Origin of the sequence: Comamonas granuli NBRC 101663 (assembly GCF_000739995.1) — a bacterium.
Lineage (GTDB): Bacteria > Pseudomonadota > Gammaproteobacteria > Burkholderiales > Burkholderiaceae_C > Simplicispira > Simplicispira granuli.
Genome location: NZ_BBJX01000002.1, coordinates 273,816 through 298,262, shown reverse-complemented (window position 1 = coordinate 298,262; position 24,447 = coordinate 273,816). Strand labels below are relative to the sequence as shown.

Below are 24,447 nucleotides of genomic sequence, written 5' to 3'. Positions count from 1 at the left end.
CCGCCCGGGCGCAGACTGCAGACACAGCCACCGTCGGCTGCAATGCACATCCAGGAGCCCACCATGCCATCCACACGCCTTCTCACTGCGCTCAGCCTGCTCGCCGCCCTCGCCAGCGGCGCCACCCTGGCCGCATCCTCGCCCAGCAGCGCGTCCGGCGAACGGCAACGCGCCGAAGACACCCGCGCGGCCGACAGCCCGGACCAGGGCATGCAGGCCGTGCCCCTCCAGGCCCGCGACGGCGACCGCCACCCAGGCTGGCAGTACTTCTCCGACCCTGCGGCCTGCCGCGCCGTCGTCATCAGCCCGCAGGGCGACTACTACTTCAGCCGCGGCAAGGGTCTGCGCTGGGTGGCCGCCGCCCAGGAGGACTGACGCCGCGCGCCCAGCGCTCAGCGCGCGGGCAGCACCGGCTCGGCAAAGCCCTGGCCGTCGACGAACACCACGGCGCCCTCGGCGTTCTGCTGGAAGCTGCCGCGGCCCCATTCGCGGCGCAGCGCCAGGCGCAGCCGGCCAAAGGCCAGATCGACGGCGCCCTCCACCGCCACGCCCACCAGTACCCGGGCATGGCGCGCCAGGGCCAGTTGCTCCTGCACCTGCGCGCACTGCGCCTGTGTCTGTGCGTGCTCGGCCAGCGCCTTGTCCAGCGAGGCCTGGGCGCGGCCCCGCAGACCCTGGGGGTCGCCCTGCGCGGTGAGATGGGCGATCAGCTTGTGCAGGTTGGCCAATGCCACCTCCTCCTGCTCCAGGCGCTGCAGCAGCACGCGCTGGCGTTCCTCCAGCACGGGGTTGACGCCCAGCGCCAGCCGGGTCACCCCGCCCGCGGCCGAGCCGAGCACGGGCGTCTGGATCCGCATCATGGCCGTGGCGCAGCCGCCGATGAGCCGGCCGCGCTGCGGCGCGTGCCCGCCCACGGCGATTTCGTTCAGCGACTGCAGCTCGCATTCCAGGGCGCTGTCGTGCAGCGTGAGCACCGTGCCCGCGCGCAGTTGCGAGACCTCGGCAAAGCGCGCGCTCACCGCCCCTTCGGCGTGCAGCCGGGCGTGCGCGATCACGCCGCCGGCGACGCGGATGTCGCCGCCCGCGCGCAGCCAGCCGCCATCGACCGTGCCGCCGACCACGATGTCGCCGCTGGCGTGCACCTTCATGTCCTGGCCCACGTCGCCATCGATCTGCACCGTGCCCTCGTAGTGGATGTTGCCCGTGGCCATGTCGACCTGGGCGACACGCAGCACGGGCTCCACCATGACGCCGGTCGGCAGGCGGATCGCCTGCCCGCTCAGGCTGGCCTGCAGCACATCGGGGTCCTCCGCGCAGACCTGGGCGCCTGCCAGCGGGGTGGCGAAGGCGGCGTCGCGCCCGGGCCGGGCCGGCAGCGCATCGCCGCGCACGGTGCAGCCCGCCACGCCCGGCGTGGGCGGGATGCGGCGCATGAGCCAGGCCCCCGCAGGCACCATGGTGATGCTGTCGCGCTCGCGGTAGTCGATGCGCCCCTGGGCATCGACCTGGGGGCTGCGCTGCGGCGCGGCCGGCAGCAGCTCCTCGAAGGCGGCATCGCAGCCGTCCTGGGGCGGCGTCCCGCGCGCCACGACGACGCTCTCGCCCTCGCTGGCCAGGGCCTGGGCCACGGCCAGCAGGTCGATGCCATGCGTCACGCCCGCCTGCGCCAGGGCGTCGAGCACCTCCTGCACGCACGCCGCCCGCCCCCCCTGGGCGGGCACGATCTGCACCACGGCGCTCATGGCATCGCCGGCGACCTGCACGCTCACCCGGGCGTCGCAGCGCTGGGCCACCAGCAGGACGGCGCGCGGCTCCCCCGCGTTGCCGCTGCGCACGGCGTGCTCCAGCGCATCGGGGTGCAGCAGCCACTGGCCATAGCCCTGCGCCACCAGCCAGTCGCGCAGCGCGCGCACCTCGAGCACGCCGCGCGCGGCCGCGGGCGCGATGCTCAGGAACACATGGCCGTCGCTCTCGCTGAGCTCCATGCCGGGAAAGTCCATGCCCGCCGCTGCCTCCTCTGGTCTGGGCTGCCCCTGCACGGCAGCGCGGGCGCCGCGTGCCATGCCGAGCAGCCTGGGAACGTATGGGCACTCTTATAGCCCCTGGCGGGCCATTGGCCCATGCGCGTTAACCATGCTGCCGCCGGGCCCAAGGCCGGGCCGCAGCGCCCGGGCTCAGGCGCTGGCGAGCCCCGCTGCGTGTCCGCGCGTGAAGGCTTCCTCGAACACGGAGTAGCCCGACCAGTCGGCATGCGCGAAGGCCAGGCGCGCCGTGGCGGGCGTGGGCGGCAGGGCCACGCGCTCTCCGTTTGATAGCTGCCAGCGCTTGCCAGACGAGCGCTGCAGCCCGATTTGGCTTAAAAATGCCTGCACGCCCGGCACCGGGATGGACATGGCGTGGCCGTAGCGCGTGATCTCCATGCGCGTGGCGCGCGCGCCGATGTCGGGGTGGGGCTGCGCCAGCGTGGCGAGGATGGCGTCGCGCCAGAAGGTCCAGGGCTGCTCCTGCAGGATGCGGCGCCCGTCGGGCCAGTCGCCCAGGGCCTGGTAGTAGCTGAGCACGGTGGGCGCGGGGCGCGGGTCCAGGCGCTGGTGGCCCGCGTCCACATAGCCCAGGCCGCCGGGGTTGGCGTCCTGGTAGAGCACGTTGTCCCAGGCCGGGGCGGCGCCGGGGCGGTCCTGCAGCGGGGCGTCGATATGGATGTTGGCCACCAGCCAGGGCGCCCAGCGCAGGCGCTGCGCCGCCTGCTGCAGGAAGGCAGGCGGGTTCTGCACCACGCGCGCGGCGATGAACACCGGCAGCGCCACCACGCAGCGCTGCGCCTGCCAGCGCTCCACGCTGCGGCTGGCGTGCAGGTACACGTCCACCTCCACGCCATGGCGCGTCTCGGCGATGCGCAGCACACTGGCGCCCGTGCGCAACTGCCCGCCGGCGCGCAGCGGCGCGGCCAGGCGCTGGGTGAGCCAGCCGTTGCCCTCGGGCCAGGTGAGCACGCCGTCGCGCTCGGGCGCGGACTCGTCACCCGGCGCGCTGAAGCCATGGCGGCTGGCAAAGTAGTGGATGCCGGCCCAGGCCGACACGCGCGCGGGGCCGGCGCCGAAATCGTCGCGGCAGCAGTAGTCCAGGTACCAGCGCAGGTGCACGTCGTCAAACCGCTCCCGGTCCAGCCAGTCAGCAAAAACCATAGCATCTAGCGCTTGATGGACGGGCGCCAGAGCTCTTTTCCCCATCCAGCCGCGCAGGGTGGGCATGGTGAAGGGCGCGGTCTGCGCGAGCGCCTGCACGCGCTGCGCAAAGCGGCGGTACTGCGCCAGGGTGGACGCGGGCACCTCCTCGGCGGGCAGCAGGCCCTCGCGCCACTGGCCCTGGCGGTACAGGCGCTCCTGCGGGCTGTGGCACAGGTGGCGCTCGTCGTACTGCCAGCGCCCGGCCACGCGCTGGCGCAGGCCCAGTTCCTCCAGCAGGTCCTGCACCTCGGGGGCGCCGTCGCCGGGCACGGGCAGGTAGTGCGCGCCCAGGGGGCAGGGCAGGCCGGCCACGCTGCCGGCGCGGCTGTTGCCGCCGGGCTGGTCTTCCAGCTCCAGCAGCACAAAGTCGTCCACGCCCGCCAGGCGCAGCGCGCGCGCCGCCGCCAGGCCCGCCACGCCGCCGCCCGCAATGACCACGCGCGCGCGACGCACGGCGTCCGGGGGCGCGGCGGCGGCCTGCGCCAGGCGCTCGCGCAGGGCGTGGCCGCGCTCCATGGCGATGCCGGTGAAGCCGCCCTCCAGGGCCTGCGGCGTGCGCGTGCACGCACCCAGGCCCAGGAGCGGCGCGGCGCAGAGGAATTGGCGGCGGTGCATAGGGTGTCTCAGCGCCTGGGCGGGTCGTCGGGCGTCAATCCTGCCAGCGCTCGCGGATCTCGAGCAACTGCGGCAGCAGGGGCACGAAGCAGGCCACCAGGGCCGGGTCGAAGTGCAGCCCCGCCTGGGACTGGATGTGCGCCATGGCGTCCTGTGCGCTCCAGGCGGCCTTGTAGGGGCGCACCGAGGTCAGGGCGTCGAACACGTCGGCCAGGGCGACGATGCGCGCCTCCAGCGGGATCTGCGCGCCCGCCAGGCGGTGGGGGTAGCCGCTGCCGTCCCATTTCTCGTGGTGCGCCAGGGCCACGGAGCGCGCCAGGCTCAGCATACCCGCGGCGTGCTCGCCGATGATCTCGGCCCCGATCTCGGGGTGGCGGCGCATCACGTCCCATTCCTCGGCGCTGAGCTTGCCGGGTTTTTGCAGGATGGCGTCGGGGATGCCGATCTTGCCCACATCGTGCATGGGTGCGGCGTTGAGCAGGTCGTCGGCCCAGTCCGGGCCGCATCCGGCGGCCAGCGCCAGCAGGCGCGCGAAATGGCTCATGCGGATGACGTGCATGCCGGTCTCGTTGTCCTTGTACTCGGCCGCACGCCCCAGGCGCTGCACGATCTGCAGGCGCGTGGCCGCCAGTTCGTCCATGCGCACGAGCGAGAGGTGGGTGCGCACGCGCGCGCGCACCACGGGCGGGCTCAGGGGCTTGGTGAGGTAGTCCACGCAGCCGGCGTCGAAGCCGCGCGTCTCGTCGGCCGTGTCGGCCAGCGCGGTCACGAAGATCACGGGAATGGCGGCGGTGTGCGCGTCGGCCTTGAGCGCTGCGCACACGGCGTAGCCGTCCATGCCGGGCATCATCACGTCGAGCAGGATGAGGGCGGGCCGCTGCTCGCGCGCCAGTTGCAGGGCGCGCGCGCCGTCGGTGGCAAAGAGCAGGCGGTAGTCCTGCCCGAGCGTGTGGCGCAGCACCTGCAGATCGGTGGGTTCGTCGTCCACGAGCAGCAGGCGCGGGCGGTGGTCGGGTACGGAGGTCATGCGGCGGTGTCCTGGGTGCACAGGGGCTGCAGCAGGGCCTGGGCGCGGTCGAAGTCGAACCGGTCCATGGCCTCGCGCAGGGGATGGAGTTGGGCGGCGGGCAGCAGGCCGGCCAGGGTGGCGAAGGCGGCTTCGGGCAGTTCGCCCTGCTGCAGGGCCTGGGCGGCGGCCTGCGCGGCCGCGCGCACGGCGTGGGCGTCCGCGCCCTGTGGCGGCGCAGCGGGCGCCGGGGCGGCGGGTGCCGCCGGGGCGCCGGGCGTGGCCAGGGCCTGCAGCACCGCCTCCCAGGCTGCGGCCAGCGCCGCCAGGGCGCGTTGCTGCGCCGCGGCGTCGGCCGCGCGCGCCGCGCCTTCGAGCGCAGCCAGGGCCTGCTGCAGCGGCACGAGGGCGAGGTTGCCCGCCGCGCCGCGCAGCTTGTGCCCCCAGGCCGCCAGCGCGGCGCTGTCGCCGGTGGCCTGCAGAGCCTGCAGGCGCGCCGGCAGGCCGGCGTGCTCGCGCACAAAGCGCTCTATGGCCTCGCGCTGGCGCGCGGCCGAGCCCCACAGCGGCAGGCCGCGCTCCCAGGCGATGGGGGCGGCGCCGGGCTCTGCAGACTGCACGGCGCCGGCCGGGCCCGCGGCCCGCAGGCCCAGCACGCGGGCCATTTCGGCGCACAGGCGCTGCAGGTCCAGCGGCTTGTGCGCAAAGCCGTCCATGCCGGCCGCGAGCGCCGTGGCGTGGTCCTCCTCCAGCACGCTGGCCGACAGGGCGATGATGGGCACGCGCGCGCGCCCCGCGGCCTGCTCCTGCGCCCGGATGGCGCGCGTGGCGGCCAGGCCATCGACCTCGGGCATCTGCAGGTCCATGAGCACCAGGTCGAAGGCGCTGCTGGCGCACAGCTCCACGGCCTGTTGGCCGCCGCCCGCGGGCGTGACCTGGTGGGCGCCGCGCGCCAGCGCCAGTTGCAGCAGCTCCAGGTTGGCGGGCACATCGTCCACCGCCAGGATGCGCAGGGGTGGCAGCTTCTGCGCGGCGGGCAGTTCCAGGGCCTGCGGCGCCTGGCCCGTCGGCAGGGGCAGGCGCACGGAAAACACCGTGCCCTGCCCGGGCGTGCTGTGCACGCTGATGCGCCCCTGCATGAGTTCCACGAGCTGGCGCGCAATGGTCGTGCCCAGGCCCGTGCCGCCGAAGCGGCGCGTGGTCGAGGCGTCGGCCTGGGCGAAGGGGTCGAAGATGCGCTGCAGTTGCTGCGCATCCATGCCGATGCCGGTGTCCTGCACGTCCAGGTGCAGCTCGCCCGCGCGGTGGCGCACGCGCAACAGGACCTGGCCGCGCTCGGTGAACTTGACGGCGTTGCCCAGCAGGTTGACCAGCACCTGCTGCACGCGCAGCGCGTCGCCGCGCAGGAATTCGGGTTCCGCCTCGGGGTAGTCGAGCACCAGGGGCAGGCCCTTGCGGCTGGCGCTGATGCGCAGCGAGTCGAGGATTTGCCCGCACAGCGCGCGCAGCGAGAAGTCCTGCACCTCCAGCGCGACGGCGCCTTTGTCGAGCTTGGCGGTGTCCAGGATGTCGTTGAGCAGGCGCAGCAGCGAGCGCGCCGAGGCGTGCACCGTGCCGAGCTGGCGGCTTTGCGCAGGGTTCAGGGGCGCGTCGAGCAGCGCTTCGGTGTAGCCCAGGATGGCATTCATGGGCGTGCGGATCTCGTGGCTCATATTGGCCAGGAAGCTGGCGCGCGCGGCGGCGGCGGCTTCGGCGCGCTCCTTGGCCTCGCGCAGCTCCTGCTCCATGGCGCGGCGCTCGGTGAGGTCGGTGACGAATTTCATGACCTTGAAGGGCCGGCCGTCCACGTCGAAGATGGGGTTGTAGGAGCCGTACATCCAGATGCGCCGCCCGTCCTTGCCCAGGCGCAGGTGCTCGCCCGCGTCGCACTCGCCGCGCGCCAGCTTGGCCCACAGCGCGGCGTAGGCGGGGCTTTCCGCGATATGCGCCGGGCACAGCTGGCGGTGGTGGAGCTGGCGCAGCTCCTCCAGTGTGTAACCCATGAGGTCCAGGTAGTTGGCATTGGCCGTGAGCACCTGGCCCGCCAGGTCGAACTCCACCACGGCCATGGCCTGGTGCAGGGCGGCGGAGGTGCCCGCGAACTCGGCGTTGCGCGCCTTGCTCTCGGTGATGTCCAGGATCACGCCATCGATCCAGCGCGCGCCGGCGCCGCCGTCGTCGCCGGGCAAGCCGCGCCCGGATTCGGCCAGCCAGCGCGTGCTGCCGTCGCGCGTGCGGATGCGGTACTCGACGCGGTAGGCGCGCTGCTGCGCCAGCGCCTGCGCGACCTCGGGGGCGATGTGCTGCGCATCCTCGGCGTGCGTGATGCGGCCGAAATGCACGCGCCCCTGCAGGAAGTCCTCGGCACTCCAGCCCGTGAGCGCCTGCACCGCCTCGCTGATGAACTCCATGGGCCAGTCGCCCTCGTTGCGGCAGCGAAAGGCCACGCCCGGCAGGTTGGCCACGAGCGAGCGCAACTGCTCCTGGCCGCGCTGGCGCTCGCGCTCGAGCGCGCGGTATTCCGACAGATCGACGAGAAAGCCCACGAACAGCGGCTCGCCCGGCTGCTCGACGCGGCCCACCGCCAGGCGCATGGGCACCAGGCTGCCGTCCTTGCGCAGGCCCTCGACCTCGCGCCCCACGCCGATGACGTACTGGCGCCCCGTGGCCAGGTGCTGGCTCAGGTAGCCGTCGTGCGCGGAGCGGTGCGGCTCGGGCATGAGCATGCTGACGTTGCGGCCCACGACCTCATGCGCCTTCCAGCCGAACAGCCGCTCGGCGGCGGGGTTGAAGGATTGCACGATGCCCTGGTCATTGATCATGACGATGCCGTCCACGGCCGTGTCGAGCACGGCGCGCTGGCGCGACTCGCTGCGCTGCATCTGGCGGAACAGGTCGCGGTAGCGCAGGCCCGCGTTGGCGGCGATGACCACCAGGCTCAGCGCCACCGTGACCACGGCGACCGCCAGCGACAGCGAGGTCTGCACCGGCACGCTGAACGCGGTCTGGCTGAGCTGCTCGATGGGCTCGACGAAGCGCAGCGCCGCCATGCCGGTGTAGTGCATGCCCGCGATCGCCAGGCCCATGACGCCGCCCGCCAGCACCGTGACCGGCGCCGTGCCCACGCGCAGGCGCTGCTGCAGGCCAAAGCGCACCCACAGGGCCAGCACCGCCAGCAGCACCGCCACCACGATGGACAGGGCAAAGCCGCGCGCGTCGTAGCGCATGAGCGGCGCCAGCTCCGAGGCCGCCATGCCGATGTAGTGCATGGCGCCTATGCCCGCGCCGACGAGCACGCCGCTGCCCAGCAGCACGGGCGCGCGCACCTGTTCGCGCACCAGCATGCGCAGCGCCACCCACGAGGCCCCCAGGCTGGGCAGCACCGACAGCGCCGTCATCCCCGGATCGAAGCGCCCCTGACCGCACACGGCAAAGGCCAGCATGCCGATGTAGTGCATGGTCCACACGCCGCTGCCCAGCGCCAGCGCCCCCGAGCCCAGCGCGAGCTGGCGCGAGCCGCGCGACTCGGCCGCGCGCGCCAGCGCCGCCATGTGCAGCGCCACGGCCGAGGCCCCCATGGACACCAGCACCGAGAGCGCCACCAGCCAGGGGTCATGCTGCGACCACAGCAGCGGGTCGGGGGCGATGGTGGCGGAAAAGTAGCGGTCGAACATGGGTGGGGGGTGCGAAGGGCGGAGGTCGTGGGCCGGTCGCACCCATTGTGCGGGAGCGGCGCGCGGGACTTGGTCAGCATGGCCCTCAATGCGCCAGCACCTGGCCCCATTCCTGCTCGTAGGTGTGCACCAGCACCTGGTTGGACAGGCGGTTGACCTCGGCGGGCACGCGCGCCATGTCGCGCGGGAAGTCGCGCAGCAGCGCCAGCGTGGGCAGGTCCAGAAAACGCAGCCCCGCGGGCAGCTGCGTGGGCATGCGCCAGGGCCGGCGGCTGGCCAGCACGTAGCCCCACTCGCCGAAGCTGGGCACATGCGCGTGGTACGGCGTGGCCGTGAGGCCCACGGACTCGATGGTGGCCACCACCGTCCAGAAGCTGCGGCGCGCCACCAGCGGCGAGGTGGTCTGCACCACGGCATAGCCGCTGGCCGCCAGGCGCTGGTCCAGCAGGGCGTAGAAGCTGTTGGTGTAGAGCTTGCCGATGGCGAAGTTGGTCGGGTCGGGAAAGTCCACCACGATCACGTCGAACACCTCGCCGCCGCCCGCCCCCTGCTGCAGCCAGCCAAAGGCATCGGTGTTGACGATGCGCACGCGCGGATCGCGCAGCGCCCCGCCATTGAGGCGCGCAAGCTGCGGGTTCTGGCCGAACAGCGTGGTCATGGCCGGGTCCAGCTCCACCAGCGTGACCGACTCGACCGTGGGGTATTTGAGGATTTCGCGCACCGCCATGCCGTCGCCCCCGCCGAGCACCGCCACCCGGCGCGGCGCGCCGTGCGCGGCCATGGCGGGGTGCACCAGGGCCTCGTGGTAGCGGTACTCGTCGCGCTCGGCGAACTGCAGATTGCCGTTGAGGAACAGGCGGTGCCCCGCACGCCCCTGCGTCACCACGATGCGCTGGTAGGGCGAGGTCGCGGCGAACACGATGCGGTCCTGGTAGAACTTGTCCTCGGCCAGGCTGGTGATGTGCTGCGCCCCCGCCATGCCGGCCGCCAGCAGCCCCAGCACCAGCGCGCAGGCCGCCAGGTGCGCGCCCAGGCGGCGCAGCTCATGGCGGAACAGCCACAGCGCCCACAGCGCCACGACCGCGTTCATCAGGCCGAACAGCAGCCCCGTGCGGATCAGGCCGAGCTGCGGCACGAGCAGCAGCGGAAAGGCCAGCGACACCGCCAGCGCCCCGAGGTAGTCGAAGGTCAGCACCTGCGAGACCAGGTCCTTGAGCGCCACGTTGCGCTTGAGGATGCGCATGACCAGCGGGATCTCCAGGCCCACCAGCGTGCCCACCAGCAGCACCATGCCGTAGAGCAGCAGCCGGAAGGCCTCGGGCACATAGGCATTGGCCAGGAACAGCAGCGCCGGCATGGCGCCGCCGACCAGGGCCACGAGCAGCTCGATGCGCAGGAAATGCGCGGGCAATTGGCGCTCGAAGTAGCGCGACAGCCACGAGCCCACGCCCATGGCGAACAGGTAGGTGCCGATGATGGTGGAGAACTGCAGCACCGAGTCGCCCAGCACATACGAGGCCAGGGCGCCGGCCGCCAGCTCGTACAGCAGGCCGCAGGCCGCCACCACGAACACGCTGGCGAGCAGCGCGATGTCGATGGGGCGGGGGCCCGGCGGGGGTGCGGCCGGGGTTGTGATGTCAGGGGCGCCGCCAGGAGTGCTCATGCCAGCGCCGTGTCCAGTTGCTGCGCCAAGCCTTCGATGGTTAGCCAGCCAAACACCGCGCGGGCGCCGCTGGTGCGCGCCCACAGCTCTCCGACCTGGCGTTTCTCGATTTCGTAGGGGTCGTTCAGCAGGTGCGCGCCTTTGAACTCCAGCAGTGCCACGCGCCCGTCCACCAGCTCGGCCACGAAGTCGGCATAAAAGCGTCCGCGCGACGTGGGCAGTCCAAAGCCGCAAGGCGCGGTGTCCAGGTTGCGCACCCAGTGGCGCACCTTCGGGTGGCGGTCGATGAGTTGCGCGCACTGGAACTCCTGCCCGCCGTCCTTCAGATCGGCCAGCACCGGGAAGTAGTGCTTGCCAAACTGGTAGCGCCCGCTGTAGCGCGAAGCCACGGGCACCGGATACCGACCTGGCTCGAACACATGGGGGTGTGCCCAGTCCGGCTCCACCAGCCAGGCGCTGCCATCGCCCTGGGCCAGCACCTTTTGCCGGAACGTGCGCTGTGCTGCCGTTTGGCGCAACTGGGCTACCTGCGATTCGATGTCGCGCGCCAGGCGAAAGCGTGCCTGCGCCAGCACCACCAGCGGCACGCCGCAGGTGTGCAACTGGTGGTTCACCACCGCCGCCAGGTAGGCGCGTCGCTCGCCTTGTGTCAGTCCCGCCAGATCGGGGGCCTTGAACAGCAACTGGTCCAGCCAGCCCACCAGCGTTGGTGCGTCGATGCTGCTGGTGGTCAAGTCCATGGCCATCTGGGCGCTGTCGGCATGGCGCAGCGTCACCCGGGCGTTCTGCATACCGATCTCGAACAACTCCGCCTCCTGGGCCGCGTGAAAACCCGGCAACTGCACGGCCTGGGGCTGCAGCAAATCCAGCTCCAGCTCTTCCAGCACCGCCTCGCGCTCCAGCGGCCACAGCGGCGCTTGCGCACCCGTGCGGTAGGCAAGCCGGGGCAGTGGCGCGAAGGGCCTGCCGCGCGAAGCGGGCGCCGCCTGTGCCGCCACCAGCGCGTTGTGCTGTGCCACCTGCTCGCGCACCTGCTCCTGCTTCTTGGCGCCGCGCACCTGGGCCAGCAGCAGCGCTTCGGTGTCCTGGCCGATGTGGCCGGTCACCACCACCTGCTGCACGCCGGCAATCGCCCGCTGCTGCACGCCAGGCACGGCCAGCAGCTCGGGCGTGGCGGAAATCGCTTCAAAATTTGTAGCTATTGGCGCTTGCTGGATGGGTGCTGGAGTCTGATCTTGCTCCAAACCGTTGTCCCACAGCGGCAGGCTGCTCGGTGGCGCGATCATGCTCGCCACATCCAGCGCCTCAAAACCCATGTGCTCGATCAGCCGGTCCGCCAGCGCATGCGCGGCTTGCGAGAACTCCGCCGCGCACACATGGGCGTAGGCGCGGTTGAGCGCCTCGCGCCCCCGGCGCGCGGCGTAGGGCATGCGCAGCACGCGGCCCAGCAGTTGCTCTACCGCCGTGGCGCTGCTCAGTTTTTGCAGGCTACACAGAACGTAGGCAAAAGGGCAGTCCCAGCCCTCGCGCAGCGCCTGCACGGTGATGACGTAGCGCACCGGGCAATCGCGCGCGGCCAAGTGGATGTCGTCCAGGCCACGCTCCTTGCCCGTGGCCACGACCACTTGATGGGCCGGCAGCTTCAGTTCATCGACCAGATAGTCGCGCAGCTTTTCGGGGGGCATCTCCTCGCCCGCGTTCTGGGCCTGAAAGAGCACGATGGGCCGCACATAGCCCGCGCCCGCCGCCTCGTCCTTCAGTGCCTCGGCCTCCAGCTTGCGCTGGGTTTGCACCGCGCCGAATACGGCGGCGGACCAGCCCTCCGGGTGCTCGGCCAGCACGATGGGTAGCTTGATCATGTCCTCGGCCGCGAGCTCCTGCGCACTGACGTGGTACAGCACGTTGGTCTTGGCAGCGATCGGCGTGGCCGTCAGCTCCAGGATGAAGCTGGGGTTCAGCCGCTGCAGCGCCGTGAAGCTCTTGTCCGTCTTGGCCGTGTGCGCCTCGTCCACGATCAAGAGGGGCTGGTGCAGCGCCAGCCAGTTCGCCAGGCTCCAGCGCGGCTGGCCCGCAAAGCCTGCCAGCACGCCGGTGGCGTCGCGCGCCACATCCTCGTGCGTCACCAGCGCGTCGGGCAGCTCGCGCAGGCGGCCCAGCGCCCGCTCGTCCACGCCCCTGAAATGCGGCTCGAAACTTTCTGAAAAGCTATACACGTTGCGCTGGCCCGCATCCTCGATGCGAAAGCTCTGGATCGACGCCACCACCACGATGGCGTTGCGGCCCCATTCGGGCGGGGCAATCTGGGCCACGTCCTCCAGCACGCACACGCGCAGTCCCTCACCGTAGGCATCGGCCAGCGCAGCGCGGTAGGGGTGGCCGGGCGTCTGCAGGGCCTTGAGGGTCTGGCTGCGGATCGCATCGCTGGGCACCAGCCACAGTGCCACGGGTGCATCCACGGCCGCCCACGCGCGCGCCAGCACCGGCACGGCGTGCGCGGCCATCACCGTCTTGCCGCCGCCCGTGGGAAGGCGCAGACACACGCAGGGCACCTCGCCAAAAGCATCTGCCTGGTAAGGGCGGCCCGCCAGCGACGCAAACGCCTGCGCAGCCCCTTGCAGGCGCGCCGTACGGGCGAAACCGGCCAGGGTGTCCAGGGCGGTTTGCTGGTAGGTCTTGAGGGTGATCGGCGTCATGAAAGGCTTTCCTGCACGCTGCGGTATGCCTGCTGCGGAGAATGGGGCGTATCTGGCAGGGTCATGGCAATGCGCTTTTGCGCCAGCAAAGGACGCAGGTAGTTTTGGCGGATGGATTCCGGGTTACGTTGCAGCAGCAGCGCCAGTTCGTCCGCCCGCCAGGGGCGGCGCTGGCACAGCTCCACCACCAGATCGCGCACTCGCTCCGGCGGATGGCGCTGCCCCAGCGCGCCAATGCGGGCCGCAAGCTGGCCAGGCAGTTCGTCCAGCAAGGCCATGCGGGCCGGATCAGGCTTGCTAGATAAGCCGTCGGACTTGCTAGATAAGGAGGCGGACTTACTAGATAAGCCCTCAGCCATGCTAGATAAAGGGACAGGCTTACTGGATAGCGCGTCCAGCTTGCCAAGCAAGCCGCCAGGCGCTCCGCCCAGCAGCCTGTCCGTAGGCTGGTACCACGTGGCCGAGCCACGGCCCTGCTGGCTGAACAGGCCCGCGTCGCGCAATCGCCGCAGGGCACTGCTGGCGGTGAGGGTGTCCACCTTGTTCAGAGCGCGGTAGGTCGCGTTGTCGATGGCGTTGGCCTCGCGGGCCACGACCAGGGCGCGAGCCTCTTCGTCGCTGAGGTGCAGCGCCTTGAACTGCGCCAGCCAGCGGATGTCGTCCTCGCCCAGAAAGTGGTGAAAGAAGAACAAGGTACTGAACTGATCCTGCCCCCGATCAGACTCGAACAAGGGCGGCACCAAGCCGGCTGTGTCCATCGCCTCGCGCATGGCGCGAATGCCGCTGCCCTTGGTCTCCGCGAAGCGGGTTTCGTGCAACACGGCAGCAATATGGGGATTGCGCGGCATGGAGCCCGGCTCGCCCAGGTGATCGGGCGACTTGAGCGAAAAACCCGGGTTGCGGATTTCAAGCCGGTTCGCATAGCGAATCACCTGCACCGGCGCCTGCACACGGTAGCTGCGGTGCATCAGGGCATTGACCAGTGCCTCGCGCAGCGCGCGCAGCGGGATGATGGGCTTGTCGCTGCGCTGCAGCTGACCCTCTTCCAGACCAAAGCCCTTGGGCAGGTCGTCCAGCACGGCCGCCTGGGTGCGGCGCAGCAGCGTGAACAGCGGCGCACGCAGCTCGACCGTGTCGAAGCGGCGGTCGGGATGCGGCACCCATTCGCGCCCCGGAACCCGGATGTAATCCACCCGCGTCATCGGGAAAAAGCGCCGCAAAGCCACAGCCTTCCCAAACAGCAACAAGCCCGCCACCGTGGGCTTCCAGGCGCCTGCCGCATCGCGCCGTACCGCGTTCAACGCCTGCAACAGCTCTGCGTCCGTCCACCTCAGTTCCTCGGCATCGGGGTTGGCCTCGGCCCGGGCCTGGCGGTAGTCGGCAATGGCCGCGTCGTCGATATCGTCCTGCCCGGCGCCAGAGACCAGCCCTGCGTCAAAGCTTTCGCGCTGGCGCGACTGGTACAGCATTTCCAGGTCGTCCTCGGTGCACCGCTGGTCGGTGCTGCCGATACGGCGAAACGCACCCCTGGGCAAACCGGTGGCCTTGAAGTAAATGGGCTTGTCCTGCGGCGCAGCCTCGGGCACGAACACGACGACGACAGGTTCACCCGCCAGCGTTTCGGTGCGGATATCCACCCGCAGCGGCATGTTGAACGTCGTGGCGCACTGGCTGGCCAGGTCGGCGCTGAGCTTGTCCGGATGTAGCACCCCCTCGACCGCATAGCCGGGGAACAACGCCTGTTCATCCGGCGCCACCCCCAACAACAGCCAGCCGCCGCCCAAATGGGGCTCATTGGCAAAGGCGCAAATGGTTTCCAGCAGCGACTTGCCAGCCTCCTGTGCGCGCTTGGCCTCGATGCGCTCGTTTTCATCGAGCAGATTCAGGCTTTCCAGAAGCTCCTGCGCAGTCATCCCCTCACCTCGCCTTCACGTCATACGGAATGTGCTTGAACGTCACCCGCGCGCGGGCCAGGGTTTCGGGGCCCAGGCGGTTGGCCTCGCCATAGACCACCAGCGGCGCCTCGGGGTGCGGCGTGGTGGCGTGCAGTTGCAAGAGCGCATCGAGGACGGCGCGCGTGAGCACATTGCCGCTGGCGGGGCGCTTGTCGCCCAGGATGCCGTTGAACAGCAGGTAGTAGGCCGTGCGGCTGCGCAGCACGAGTTCGAGGAGCGCGATGTCAGGCGGAACTGCCGCTTCGGGCGCATCAGGCGAGCGCGAGCAGCTATCAAAGACAGAGTGTGTGCCGATCCAGGGCGTGCCTGCGCGGCCCTGGGCAGGGTCGAAGGCGGTGCCCGTCTCCTGTTGCCAGACAAAGGCCGCCAGCGTGGCAAAGCGCACCTCGGGGTGGATGCGGCCTTGCGCATCGAACACGGGCGCGCCCAGGCGGGCGAAGCGAAAGCCGCCGCCGCCCTGCCAACCTACCGCCTGGCTGATACCGCCCTGTTCGCCCGCGATCACCTTCTCCAGCCGGGGCAGGCAGTGCGTGGCGGCGTGCTCGCCCATTTCGATGCCGATCCAGCGGCGGCCCATCTTGTGCGCCACGGCGGCCGTGGTGCCGGAGCCGAGGAAGCTGTCGAGAACCAGGTCGCCGGGGGTAGTGGCGGCCTCCAGAATGCGTTCAATGATTCCTTCGGGTTTAGGAAAAGAAAATTTCTTCTCTTGGCCAAAAAGGGCAACACTTTCTTGTGTTCCGTGTTGTGTGTACTGCCCTTCAATGATTGATTTTGGTTTTGCACGCCTCTCCTCACCGTCGGTATCTCTCAAATACTGTTTGTAGTTGACGGTAAAGCCGGTTTTTGACGGCGTGAAAACGAGCTCATCATTTGCTAGTGCGTTGAGTGCTCGTTCTCGAGACCATTGCCACTGTTTCACTGGCCAAACTTCTGTGCCGTCTGGCCCGGGAAGGGCGTAACGCAAGTTGGGTCTTTCGTCGTTACTTGTGGTCGCGAGTGGCTGCAGTCGGTAAGGCCCACGTATTACAAACTTTGCGTCGCGCAATTTGTAGTACTTGAGCACCCCTTCATCGGGTGGCCAAAAGAAGTCTGGCAGAGCAGCAATGTTTTTTGCGAAGCAGTGTATGTACTCGTGCAGCCCAACGAAATATCTAGCTTTAGCGCCACCACCATAGCTCTTCTGCCAAATGAACGTGGTCAGGAAATTCCTCCGCCCAAACACCTCATCCATCAACACCTTGAGGTAATGCCCTTCGTTGTCGTCGATAGTCACCCAGATCGAGCCGTCCTCGCTCAGCAGCTCGCGCAGCAGTTGCAGGCGCGGCAGCATCATGCTCAGCCACTGGCTGTGTTCCAGGTGGTCGTCGTAGTGCTCGAAGGCGCTTTGCGTGTTGTACGGCGGGTCGATGAAGATGCACTTCACCTTGCCTCGGTAAAACGGCAGCAGGGCCTTCAGGGCTTCGAGGTTGTCGCCCTGGATCAGTAGGTTGCCCTGCGCACTGGCGGCATCGCCGTGGGTGGAGACGGTGTCCAGCAGCCGGTAGGGCACTTGGGCGGCGGTGGTGAAGGCAGTGGCGCGGTTAAGCCAGTCAAGGGTAGGCATGTCGGATGTTGGGGTGCCCGGTGTCCGGGCTGGCGGGCGAGTCCGCTATTGTGCGGGCGAGTCACCGCCACCGCGTCAATGGATCGCCGCCGCCACGATGATGCTGATGCCCAGGCACATGGCCGCCACCACCAGGGCCAGGGCCTGGTTCTGCTTCTCGACGATTTCGCGCCACAGGTCGGCGGGGGTGATCTTGTCGATGATGACAAAGCACAGCCAGAACACCACCACGCCGATGATGGCGTACAGGATGGACCCGAGGAAGGCCGCGGGCCGGAGCCATTCGATTCCCATCATTGCTGTTTCTCCTTGCAAAATTCATTTGTGCCCGCCGCCGCTGGAGTAGCCACCCCAGGAGCCGCCGGTGCTGCGCGTGTAGCCGCTGCCACCCGATGAGCCCGAGCAGTCGCTCAGGATGACCAGCAGGATGATGACGATGACCACCACGATCAGGATGGTCTTGATCCTGTCGCCCCCCGCGGGGACAAAGGGGCCCACGTCGTCCCCGATCCGGGACGGGGCGATGCCGAAGGCCTGGGCCACGGTGGCGGCCGCCAGCCTGTCACCGCTGGACCAGGTGACCTCGCTGGGACTTTGCTCCATGGACAGCAGGCCCTTGCTGCTCGCGAAGTCGCGGTTGAAGGTCTTTTGCCCGCGCTCGACCTGCCAGTAGAACTCGCCCAGCACATAGGTCGTCTCGGCGTGGTAGCTGTACTTGAGCTCGTACTTGCTGCCCAGGTAGGTGGCGCTGCGCCCATTGGCCGTCATTTGCGGCGCGCCCGTGGTGGGGCGCACCAGGCTCCAGCCTTCCTCGGAATCGACCAGGAAGGCGAAGCCGCGCTTCTGGTTGTAGAGCAGGTATTCGTTCCAGCCGAAATGCTCGTCGTCGCCGGGCTCCTGGCCCATGCGGTGCTGAAAGCCCACCACCTGCCAGTCCACCCCCTGCAATTGCCCCTTGGCGCCCAGCGCGATGGTGGGGCGCACGGGCTCGTCCTGCACGGCCGCGCGCAGCTCGCCGCCCAGGCCGTGGGAGAGGTCGATCACGCTCTTGCACGAGGGGCAAGTGCAGCTCTTGGTGGTCTCCAGCTGCACCTGCACGGGCGCGCCGCACTGCGGGCAGTCGAACTGGCGGCCCTTCTCCTCCTTGGCCGACGCGTCTTTCAGACCCTGGAGCTTCAGGTCGTCGAGCAACACGCTGCGCCCGCGCTCCACACGCGGGGGCTGCACGCCGTAGTCGATGGACAGCACCTCGCCGTCGCTGCTGCGCAGCTCGGCCATGGCAAAGGGCTGGCCCAGGGGTGGCAGGCGCGGCAGCTCGCCCTGCGCGGCGATGAGGCTGCCCTGGCCGGCATAGGCCACGCTGAAGGTCTTGCCGTTGATGGCCGTGGTCGTGCCCGCGCGCAGGCGGCCGGCGTCGGGCAGGGCGCGGATGGCGGGGTCGGGGCGGGTGAAGACGTAGGCGCCGTTGTCCTCGCCCAGCGTGGCCATGCTGCCGTCGTTCAGGTAGGCGACCCATTCGGCCCAGGTGCCCGCCTCGTTCTTGTACTGCAGGCGGCCGATGAGGGTGAAGGGCTGCTCCTGGCCATCGAGCACGATGCGCCCGCTGGCCATGAGCTGCAACGGGCTATGGTCGTCGAACAGCTCGGCCATCTTGCCCAGGCGCGCGAGCACCTCGCCGCTGCGCACCACCGTGCTCTGGCAGTAGCCGCAGACGGCGTGCGTGGATTGCGCGCTGCGGAATTCGACGGGCGCGCCGCAGCCCGGGCAGGGCGCCCGGTAGCTGCGCTGGGTGGGGCTGGTCGCCATCGTGGGTGCGCCTGCCTGCGCCGCTCCGTGCGGACTCAGAGGTTTTCAGGCCTCTGGTGCCCGCCCCTCAAGCGCTGGCAGCTATAGTTTTTATAGTATTGACTCAGACCAGCTTTTTCAGCAGTTCGGCCTTCTTGGCGTCAAACTCGTCCTGCGTGAGGATGCCCTTGGTCTTGAGCTCGGCCAGCTTCTCCAGTGTGGCCATGACGTCCTCGGGCTTGACGCCCCCGGCCGCCGCTGCGGCAGCCGCGGCGGGCGCGGCCTGGGCCGCTGCGCCCTGCAGGCCGGCCTGCAGGTTCTGCGCCAGCACCTGGCCCAGCGCCACGCCGGCGCCCAGGCCCATGGCGTCGCCCGCGATGCCGCCACCGCCATGGCCCGCACCCTCGGCGAACTTGGGGATGGCCTGCGCCGTCTGGTACTGCATGAACTTGCCCATGTCGCCGCCGACCATGCCCATGCCGATCTTCTGGTCGAGGATCTTCTGCAGCTCCTCGGGCAGCGAGACGTTCTGCACCGTCATCGCCTCCAGCTTGAGGCCGATTTTCTCGAACGCGGGCTGCAGTTCCTTGGCCAGCGCGTCGGCAAACATCACCTGGTTGGCCGCCAGGTCGAGGAAGGGCAGGCCGCTGCCGGCGATGGCGTTGCTGATGTTCTGCAGCACCAGGCCGCGCAACTGGCCTTCGAGGTCGGCCGCGGGGTACACATCGCGCGTGCCCGAGATCTCGGTGTGGAACCGCTTGGGGTCGGCGATGCGGTAGGCGTAGTTGCCGAACGCGCGCAGGCGCACCGCGCCGAAGTCCTTGTCGCGGATGGTGATGGGCTGCGGCGTGCCCCACTTCTGGTCGATCTGCTGGCGCGTGCTGAAGAAGTACACGTCGCTCTTGAAGGGCGACTGGAACAGCTTGTCCCAGTTCTTCAGGTAGGTGAGCACCGGCAGCGTCTGCGTGGTCAGCTTGTAGGTGCCGGGGCCGAACACGTCGGCCACCTGGCCTTCGTTGACGAACACCGCCATCTGCGACTCGCGCACCACCAGCGTGCCGCCGTTCTGGATTTCCATCCCCTCCATCGGGAAGCGCCATGCCAGCGTTCCGTCGCCGTCCTCGGTCCACTGGAGGATGTCGATGAACTGTTTCTTGATGAAGTCCATGAGGGCCATGCGCTGCTCCCGGTTGCTGAACGAAGGGGGTTGGTAGGGCCAGCCATCATAGAACAAGCCTTGCTGCGGCGGGGCCCGGCGGTGCGTGCAGGCTATGCCGCTGGTAGGGAGACTCAATGGGCAATGCAATTGCGAAGCATTATTATTTACACAGGCCGGCGCATCCGCTGGTCCCGCCTTCCAGGAGTCCGCCATGTCCCGCATCCGCCACATCGCCCGCCAGAACCGGGCCATGCTGCTCAAGACCGGCAGCTACTACCTCATCCACATCTGCGTGGCGGCCATGGTGGCCTACGCCATCACCGGCAATCTGGTCGCCTCGTTCACGCTCAGCCTGCTGGAGCCAACGGTGCAGGCCGTGGCCTTTTTCTTCCACGAGAAAGCCTGGGAGCGCGCGCTGCGGCGCACCCCTGCGCCAGCGCAGGCGCTGCTCACGCCTGCTCGTTGAGCAAGGCGCCCAGCATGCGGTCCTGGGTCTGCAGGGTGCGCAGATTGGCCTTGAAGGCGTAGGTGGCGCTCATCTGGTCCACCATCTCCTGCTCCAGCGCCACCCCGGGCTGGGATGCGCGCTGCACGCTGGTGCGCACCCCGCCTGGCGGCGTGGCGGCCTCGGCCTGCTCCACGCGCAGGGGGCGCATGCCAGGCGTCTGGGCATTGGCAATGTTGTGCGCGGAGGCGTCCAGCCGCTGCTGCGCGGCACGCAGGCCGGATGAGGCGATGGCGGTGATGCTGGACATGGCAGCCATGGTATCGGCATTGCGCCGGGAGAGTAAAGCGTTTTCCGCCGTGCACCGGACTGCGCTGGGCCACCCTCTGGCGCAGAGGAACGCCGGGCTCCGCAGCGCAGGTTCAGGCGTGGGCCTGCACCAGGCAGCGTTGCAGGCACTGCGCGGCGCGCGAGGGCGCGGGCGAGCGCCGCACCAGTGCCACAAACGCGCAGTGGTAGTTGAAGCGGTCGGGCCGCACGGCCTGCATGCGCCCATGCTGCACGAATGCCTGCGCGTAATGGTCGGGCAAAAAACCCAGGTAGCGGCCCGAGAGCACCAGCGTCGCAATGGACTCCTGGTCAAACCCCGTGGCACTGCGCAGCAAACCCGCCTGGTGGCTCAGCGCCATATTGGGTGAGTGGTAGCCCAGGCCGGCAAAGGGGTGGGCGCGCAGGGCCTCCCAGTCCAGCGCGGCGTGTTGCGCGCCGAACAGGGGATGGCCCTGGCCGCAGTACAGCAGCATGGTTTCGTCAAAAAGCGGCGTGTAGACCAGGCTTTGCGAACTGCGGTGCGTCGGGATGATGCCGACCTGAAAGCTGCCGTCGATCACGCCGCGCTCGATGGCATTGATGCTGCCCACGTGCAATTGCAGGTGCACATCGGGCGCCTGCTGCGCGAACGCAGCCAGGGCAGCGTGGATGCGCGCGGCGGGATTGCTCGCCGTCTTGTCGAACACGGCCAGGGACAGCGTGCCGCCCATGCGCTCGTGGATGTCGTCAATGCCATCGCGAAACCCACGCACCGCGGCCAGCAGGCGCAGGGTTTCGTCGTACACGCGCTGGCCCTCAGGGGTGAGCGCAAAGCCTGCGCGGCCCCGGCGGCACAGGGTGAGCCCCAGGCGGGTCTCCAGATCCTTCACGTGGCGGCTCACGGTGCTCGTGCCGATGTTGAGCTCCAACTCCGCCGCAGCCATGCCGCCGCACTCGACCACGGCCTTGAAGACCTGCAGCAGGCGCAGGTCCATGTCGCTGACCTGGCCCAGTACGGCGCGCGGACGGATGGCGGTGCTTGCTTGCATAAATCGGCAAGTGAACGTGGATATTTGTCTATCCAACGAATTATCGCCGTTACCCACAATGCGCGCATTCCCCCTTTTTTCTGGAGAGCGCCATGTCATTTGCCCTCGTCGACGATACCTCCGCGCATGCGGCGGCCCCGAACACGGACGCCGCCTGGCTGGACGCGCACTGGATGCCCTTCACCGGTAACCGCAGCTTCAAGGCCCAGCCGCGCATGATCGTGAGCGGCCTGGGCGCGTACTACACCGACGCCGACGGGCGCAAGATCTTCGACGGCCTCTCGGGCCTGTGGTGCTCGGGCCTGGGCCATGGGCGCCGCGAGGTGGCCGAGGCCATTGGCAAGGCCGCCGCCCAGCTCGACTACGCGCCCGCCTTCCAGTTCGGCCACCCGGCCTCGTTCGAGCTTGCCAACAAGCTCAAGGAGCTGACGCCCGCCGGCCTGGACTATGTGTTCTTCACCGGCTCGGGCTCGGAGGCGGCCGACACCTCGCTGAAGATGGCGCGCGCCTACTGGCGCGCCAAAGGCCAGGGCAGCAAGACGCGCCTGATCGGCCGCGAGAAGGGCTACCACGGCGTGAACTTCGGCGGCATCTCGGTCGGCGGCATGGTGGGCAACCGCAAGACCTTCGGCCAGACCATCGAGGCCGACCACCTCCCCCACACCCAGCCGCCCGCCGGCTCCTTCTGCCGGGGCATGCCCGACACCGACGGCCGGGCGCTGGCCGACAAGCTGCTCGACCTGATCGCCCTGCACGATGCCAGCAACATCGCCGCGGTGATCGTGGAGCCGTTCTCCGGCTCGGCCGGCGTGGTCATCCCGCCTGCGGGCTACCTGCAGCGCCTGCGCGAGATCTGCACGCAGAACCACATCCTGCTGATCTTCGACGAGGTGATCACGGGCTTCGGCCGCTGCGGCGGCTGGACGGGGGCCGAGGTGTTCGGCGTGACGCCCGACATCCTGAACTTCGCCAAGCAGGTGACCAACGGCGCCCAGCCGCTGGGCGGCTGTGTGGCCAGCAAGGAGATCTACGACACCTTCATGGCCGCGGGCGGCCCCGAGTACATGCTGGAATTTGCCCACGGCTACACCTACTCGGCCCACCCCGTCGCCTGCGCGGCGGGCAATGCCGTGCTGGACATCCTGCAAAAAGAGGACATGCCCGGCCGCGTGAAGACCCTGGCGCCCTACTTCGAGAACGCCGTGCACGGCCTCAAGGGGGCCAAGCATGTGGCCGACATCCGCAACTACGGCCTGGCCGCCGGCTTCACCATTGAAGCGCTGCCTGGCGAGCCGGCCAAGCGCCCCTACGAGATCGCCATGAAGTGCTGGGACAAGGGCTTTTACGTGCGCTACGGCGGCGACACCATCCAGCTCGCGCCCCCCTTCATCAGCACCGAGGCCGAGATCGACCGCCTGGTCAGCGCCCTGGGCGACGCCCTGCACGAAACCGCCTGAATTCCTGTTTTGATAGCTGCTGGCGCTTGATGGACAAGCGCTGGACGCGCTTTTTGCTTGAAATCACCATGTACCACGACAAGAACGTCACCTCCACCATCGGCCACCTCATCGACGGCAGGATCGTTGCCGACACCGAGCGCACCCAGCCCGTCTTCAACCCGGCCACGGGCCAGTCGACCACCAGCGTAGCCCTGGCCAGCAAGGCCACGGTGGAGGCCGCCATCGCCTCCGCCGAGGCAGCCTTCCCCGCCTGGCGCAACACGCCGCCGCTCAAGCGCGCGCGCGTGATGTCCAAGCTCAAGGTGCTGCTCGAAGAGAACGCCGACAAGATCGCCGCCCTGATCACCGCCGAGCACGGCAAGGTGCTGGCCGATGCGCACGGCGAGCTGCAGCGCGGCATCGAGAACGTGGAATACGCCAGCTACGCGCCCGAGCTGCTCAAGGGCGAGCACAGCCGCAACGTGGGCCCGGGCATCGACTCGTGGTCCGAGTTCCAGGCCCTGGGCGTCACGGCGGGCATCACGCCGTTCAACTTCCCGGCCATGGTGCCGCTGTGGATGTGGCCCATGGCCGTGGCCTGCGGCAACACCTTCGTGCTCAAGCCCTCGGAGCGCGACCCCAGCAGCGCGCTGTTCATTGCCCAGCTCGCGCTGGAGGCGGGCCTGCCCCCCGGCGTGCTCAACGTGGTCAACGGCGACAAGCTGGCCGTGGACACGCTGCTGCAAGACCCGCGCGTCAAGGCCGTGAGCTTCGTGGGCTCCACGCCGATCGCCGAATACATCTACGCCGAAGGCTGCAAGCACGGCAAGCGCGTGCAGGCCCTGGGCGGCGCCAAGAACCACGCGGTGCTGATGCCCGATGCCGACGTGGGCAACGCCGTGAGCGCCTTGATGGGCGCGGCCTATGGATCGTGTGGCGAGCGTTGCATGGCCATCCCGCTGCTGGTGGCCGTGGGCGACGCGGTGGGTGACGCCGTGATCGCGGGCCTCAAGGCCGAGATTGCCAAGATGAAGGTTGGCCCCGGCACCGACAACAGCAACGACATGGGCCCGCTGGTGACCCGGCAGCACTTCGAGAAGGTGAAGGCCTATGTGGACAGCGGTGTCGCAGACGGCGCCACGCTGGTGGTCGATGGCCGTGGCGTGCAGGTGGCAGGCCATGAGGACGGCTACTTCCTGGGCGCCTGCCTGTTCGACCACGTCAAGCCCGGCATGAAGATCTACCAGGAGGAAATCTTCGGCCCCGTGCTCGGCGTGGTGCGCGTGCAGACGCTGCAGGAAGCCATGCAGCTCATCAACGACCACGAGTACGGTAACGGCACCTGCATCTTCACGCGCGACGGCGAGGCCGCGCGCTACTTCACCGACCACATCCAGGTCGGCATGGTGGGCGTGAACGTGCCCCTGCCCGTGCCCGTGGCCTACCACTCGTTCGGCGGCTGGAAGCGCAGCCTGTTCGGCGACCTGCACGCCTACGGGCCGGACGCCGTGCGCTTTTACACCAAGCGCAAGACCGTCACGCAGCGCTGGCCCTCGGCCGGCGTGCGCGAGGGGGCGGTGTTCAGCTTTCCGAGCAGCCGCTGAAGGCGGGGTGGGCCCGGGGTGCGGGCGACTAGGGGCCGAAAAGTCATTTGTTTTGTGATGTGAAAATTCATTTCACGAATTTGCGTCACAATGGCATGGACCCCAGGGGCTTCTGGTAAGGCCCCCGGGCGAAGACCCATAATCCCTTCCCTGGCTGCCCGCCGAACACCGGGGCAGCCGCC

At 69.3% G+C, this 24,447-nt stretch carries 17 protein-coding genes; 4 read left to right on the top strand and 13 right to left on the bottom strand.

What is annotated here, in order from left to right; translation table 11 throughout:
- The first annotated feature begins 63 nt into the window (after window positions 1–63).
- Complete coding sequence (locus CGR01S_RS03050; RefSeq protein ID WP_042422358.1) at window positions 64–375, top strand: hypothetical protein; 312 nt, start codon at window positions 64–66, stop codon at window positions 373–375.
- Window positions 376–392: 17 nt separating this feature from the next.
- Here the strand turns inward: CGR01S_RS03050 and CGR01S_RS03045 are convergent, their stop codons facing one another.
- The 11 genes from CGR01S_RS03045 to CGR01S_RS02995 all read right to left on the bottom strand — a co-directional run bounded on the left by CGR01S_RS03045 (window position 393) and on the right by CGR01S_RS02995 (window position 19,437).
- Window positions 393–2,063 carry a flagellar assembly protein A gene (locus CGR01S_RS03045; RefSeq protein WP_084690535.1) on the bottom strand — a complete coding sequence of 557 codons (1,671 nt, stop codon included), beginning with the start codon at window positions 2,061–2,063 and terminating at the stop codon, window positions 393–395.
- A 111-nt stretch (window positions 2,064–2,174) separates the two neighbouring features.
- Window positions 2,175–3,842: an FAD-dependent oxidoreductase gene (locus CGR01S_RS03040; protein WP_042422234.1), complete on the bottom strand. Its 1,668-nt coding sequence runs from the start codon at window positions 3,840–3,842 to the stop codon at window positions 2,175–2,177.
- Between the two features lie 34 nt (window positions 3,843–3,876).
- Window positions 3,877–4,869 (bottom strand): response regulator, encoded by a 993-nt coding sequence (locus CGR01S_RS03035; protein WP_042422232.1) that lies wholly within the window; start codon window positions 4,867–4,869, stop codon window positions 3,877–3,879.
- A complete protein-coding gene (locus CGR01S_RS03030; protein WP_042422230.1) occupies window positions 4,866–8,561 on the bottom strand; it encodes a PAS domain S-box protein in 3,696 nt (1,231 codons plus the stop codon). The genes CGR01S_RS03035 and CGR01S_RS03030 overlap by 4 nt, the downstream gene beginning before the upstream one ends.
- An 85-nt stretch (window positions 8,562–8,646) precedes the next feature.
- Entirely contained in the window at window positions 8,647–10,224 is a 1,578-nt protein-coding gene (locus CGR01S_RS03025) for a polyamine aminopropyltransferase (protein ID WP_042422228.1), read from the bottom strand.
- Entirely contained in the window at window positions 10,221–12,917 is a 2,697-nt protein-coding gene (locus CGR01S_RS03020; RefSeq protein WP_042422227.1) for a DEAD/DEAH box helicase, read from the bottom strand. The genes CGR01S_RS03025 and CGR01S_RS03020 overlap by 4 nt, the downstream gene beginning before the upstream one ends.
- Window positions 12,914–14,830 carry a DUF8451 domain-containing protein gene (locus CGR01S_RS03015; RefSeq protein ID WP_042422226.1) on the bottom strand — a complete coding sequence of 639 codons (1,917 nt, stop codon included), beginning with the start codon at window positions 14,828–14,830 and terminating at the stop codon, window positions 12,914–12,916. The genes CGR01S_RS03020 and CGR01S_RS03015 overlap by 4 nt, the downstream gene beginning before the upstream one ends.
- 4 nt (window positions 14,831–14,834) lie before the next feature.
- On the bottom strand, window positions 14,835–16,475 hold the full coding sequence (locus CGR01S_RS03010) for a site-specific DNA-methyltransferase (protein WP_042422224.1): 1,641 nt from the start codon (window positions 16,473–16,475) through the stop codon (window positions 14,835–14,837).
- Between the two features lie 75 nt (window positions 16,476–16,550).
- On the bottom strand, window positions 16,551–16,772 hold the full coding sequence (locus tag CGR01S_RS03005) for a DUF350 domain-containing protein (protein WP_042422222.1): 222 nt from the start codon (window positions 16,770–16,772) through the stop codon (window positions 16,551–16,553).
- A 21-nt stretch (window positions 16,773–16,793) separates the two neighbouring features.
- Complete coding sequence (locus tag CGR01S_RS03000; RefSeq protein ID WP_042422220.1) at window positions 16,794–18,281, bottom strand: DUF4178 domain-containing protein; 1,488 nt, start codon at window positions 18,279–18,281, stop codon at window positions 16,794–16,796.
- A gap of 103 nt (window positions 18,282–18,384) precedes the next feature.
- Complete coding sequence (locus CGR01S_RS02995; protein WP_042422218.1) at window positions 18,385–19,437, bottom strand: SPFH domain-containing protein; 1,053 nt, start codon at window positions 19,435–19,437, stop codon at window positions 18,385–18,387.
- Between the two features lie 193 nt (window positions 19,438–19,630).
- Between CGR01S_RS02995 and CGR01S_RS02990 the strand changes: the two genes are divergently transcribed.
- The gene (locus tag CGR01S_RS02990) at window positions 19,631–19,885 is read left to right on the top strand and encodes a DUF2061 domain-containing protein (RefSeq protein WP_042422217.1); all 255 of its coding nucleotides are present in this window, start codon (window positions 19,631–19,633) and stop codon (window positions 19,883–19,885) included.
- Here the strand turns inward: CGR01S_RS02990 and CGR01S_RS02985 are convergent.
- Both CGR01S_RS02985 and CGR01S_RS02980 read right to left on the bottom strand, forming a co-directional pair.
- The gene (locus CGR01S_RS02985) at window positions 19,869–20,174 is read right to left on the bottom strand and encodes a flagellar basal body rod protein FlgC (RefSeq protein ID WP_042422355.1); all 306 of its coding nucleotides are present in this window, start codon (window positions 20,172–20,174) and stop codon (window positions 19,869–19,871) included. The genes CGR01S_RS02990 and CGR01S_RS02985 overlap by 17 nt on opposite strands.
- Before the next feature lie 112 nt (window positions 20,175–20,286).
- Window positions 20,287–21,222 carry a LysR family transcriptional regulator gene (locus tag CGR01S_RS02980; protein ID WP_042422215.1) on the bottom strand — a complete coding sequence of 312 codons (936 nt, stop codon included), beginning with the start codon at window positions 21,220–21,222 and terminating at the stop codon, window positions 20,287–20,289.
- 92 nt (window positions 21,223–21,314) lie between these two features.
- Between CGR01S_RS02980 and aptA the strand changes: the two genes are divergently transcribed.
- On the top strand, window positions 21,315–22,679 hold the full coding sequence (aptA, locus tag CGR01S_RS02975; protein ID WP_042422213.1) for an omega-aminotransferase AptA: 1,365 nt from the start codon (window positions 21,315–21,317) through the stop codon (window positions 22,677–22,679).
- Window positions 22,680–22,747: 68 nt separating this feature from the next.
- Window positions 22,748–24,265 (top strand): CoA-acylating methylmalonate-semialdehyde dehydrogenase, encoded by a 1,518-nt coding sequence (locus CGR01S_RS02970; RefSeq protein WP_042422352.1) that lies wholly within the window; start codon window positions 22,748–22,750, stop codon window positions 24,263–24,265.
- Window positions 24,266–24,447 lie beyond the last annotated feature (182 nt).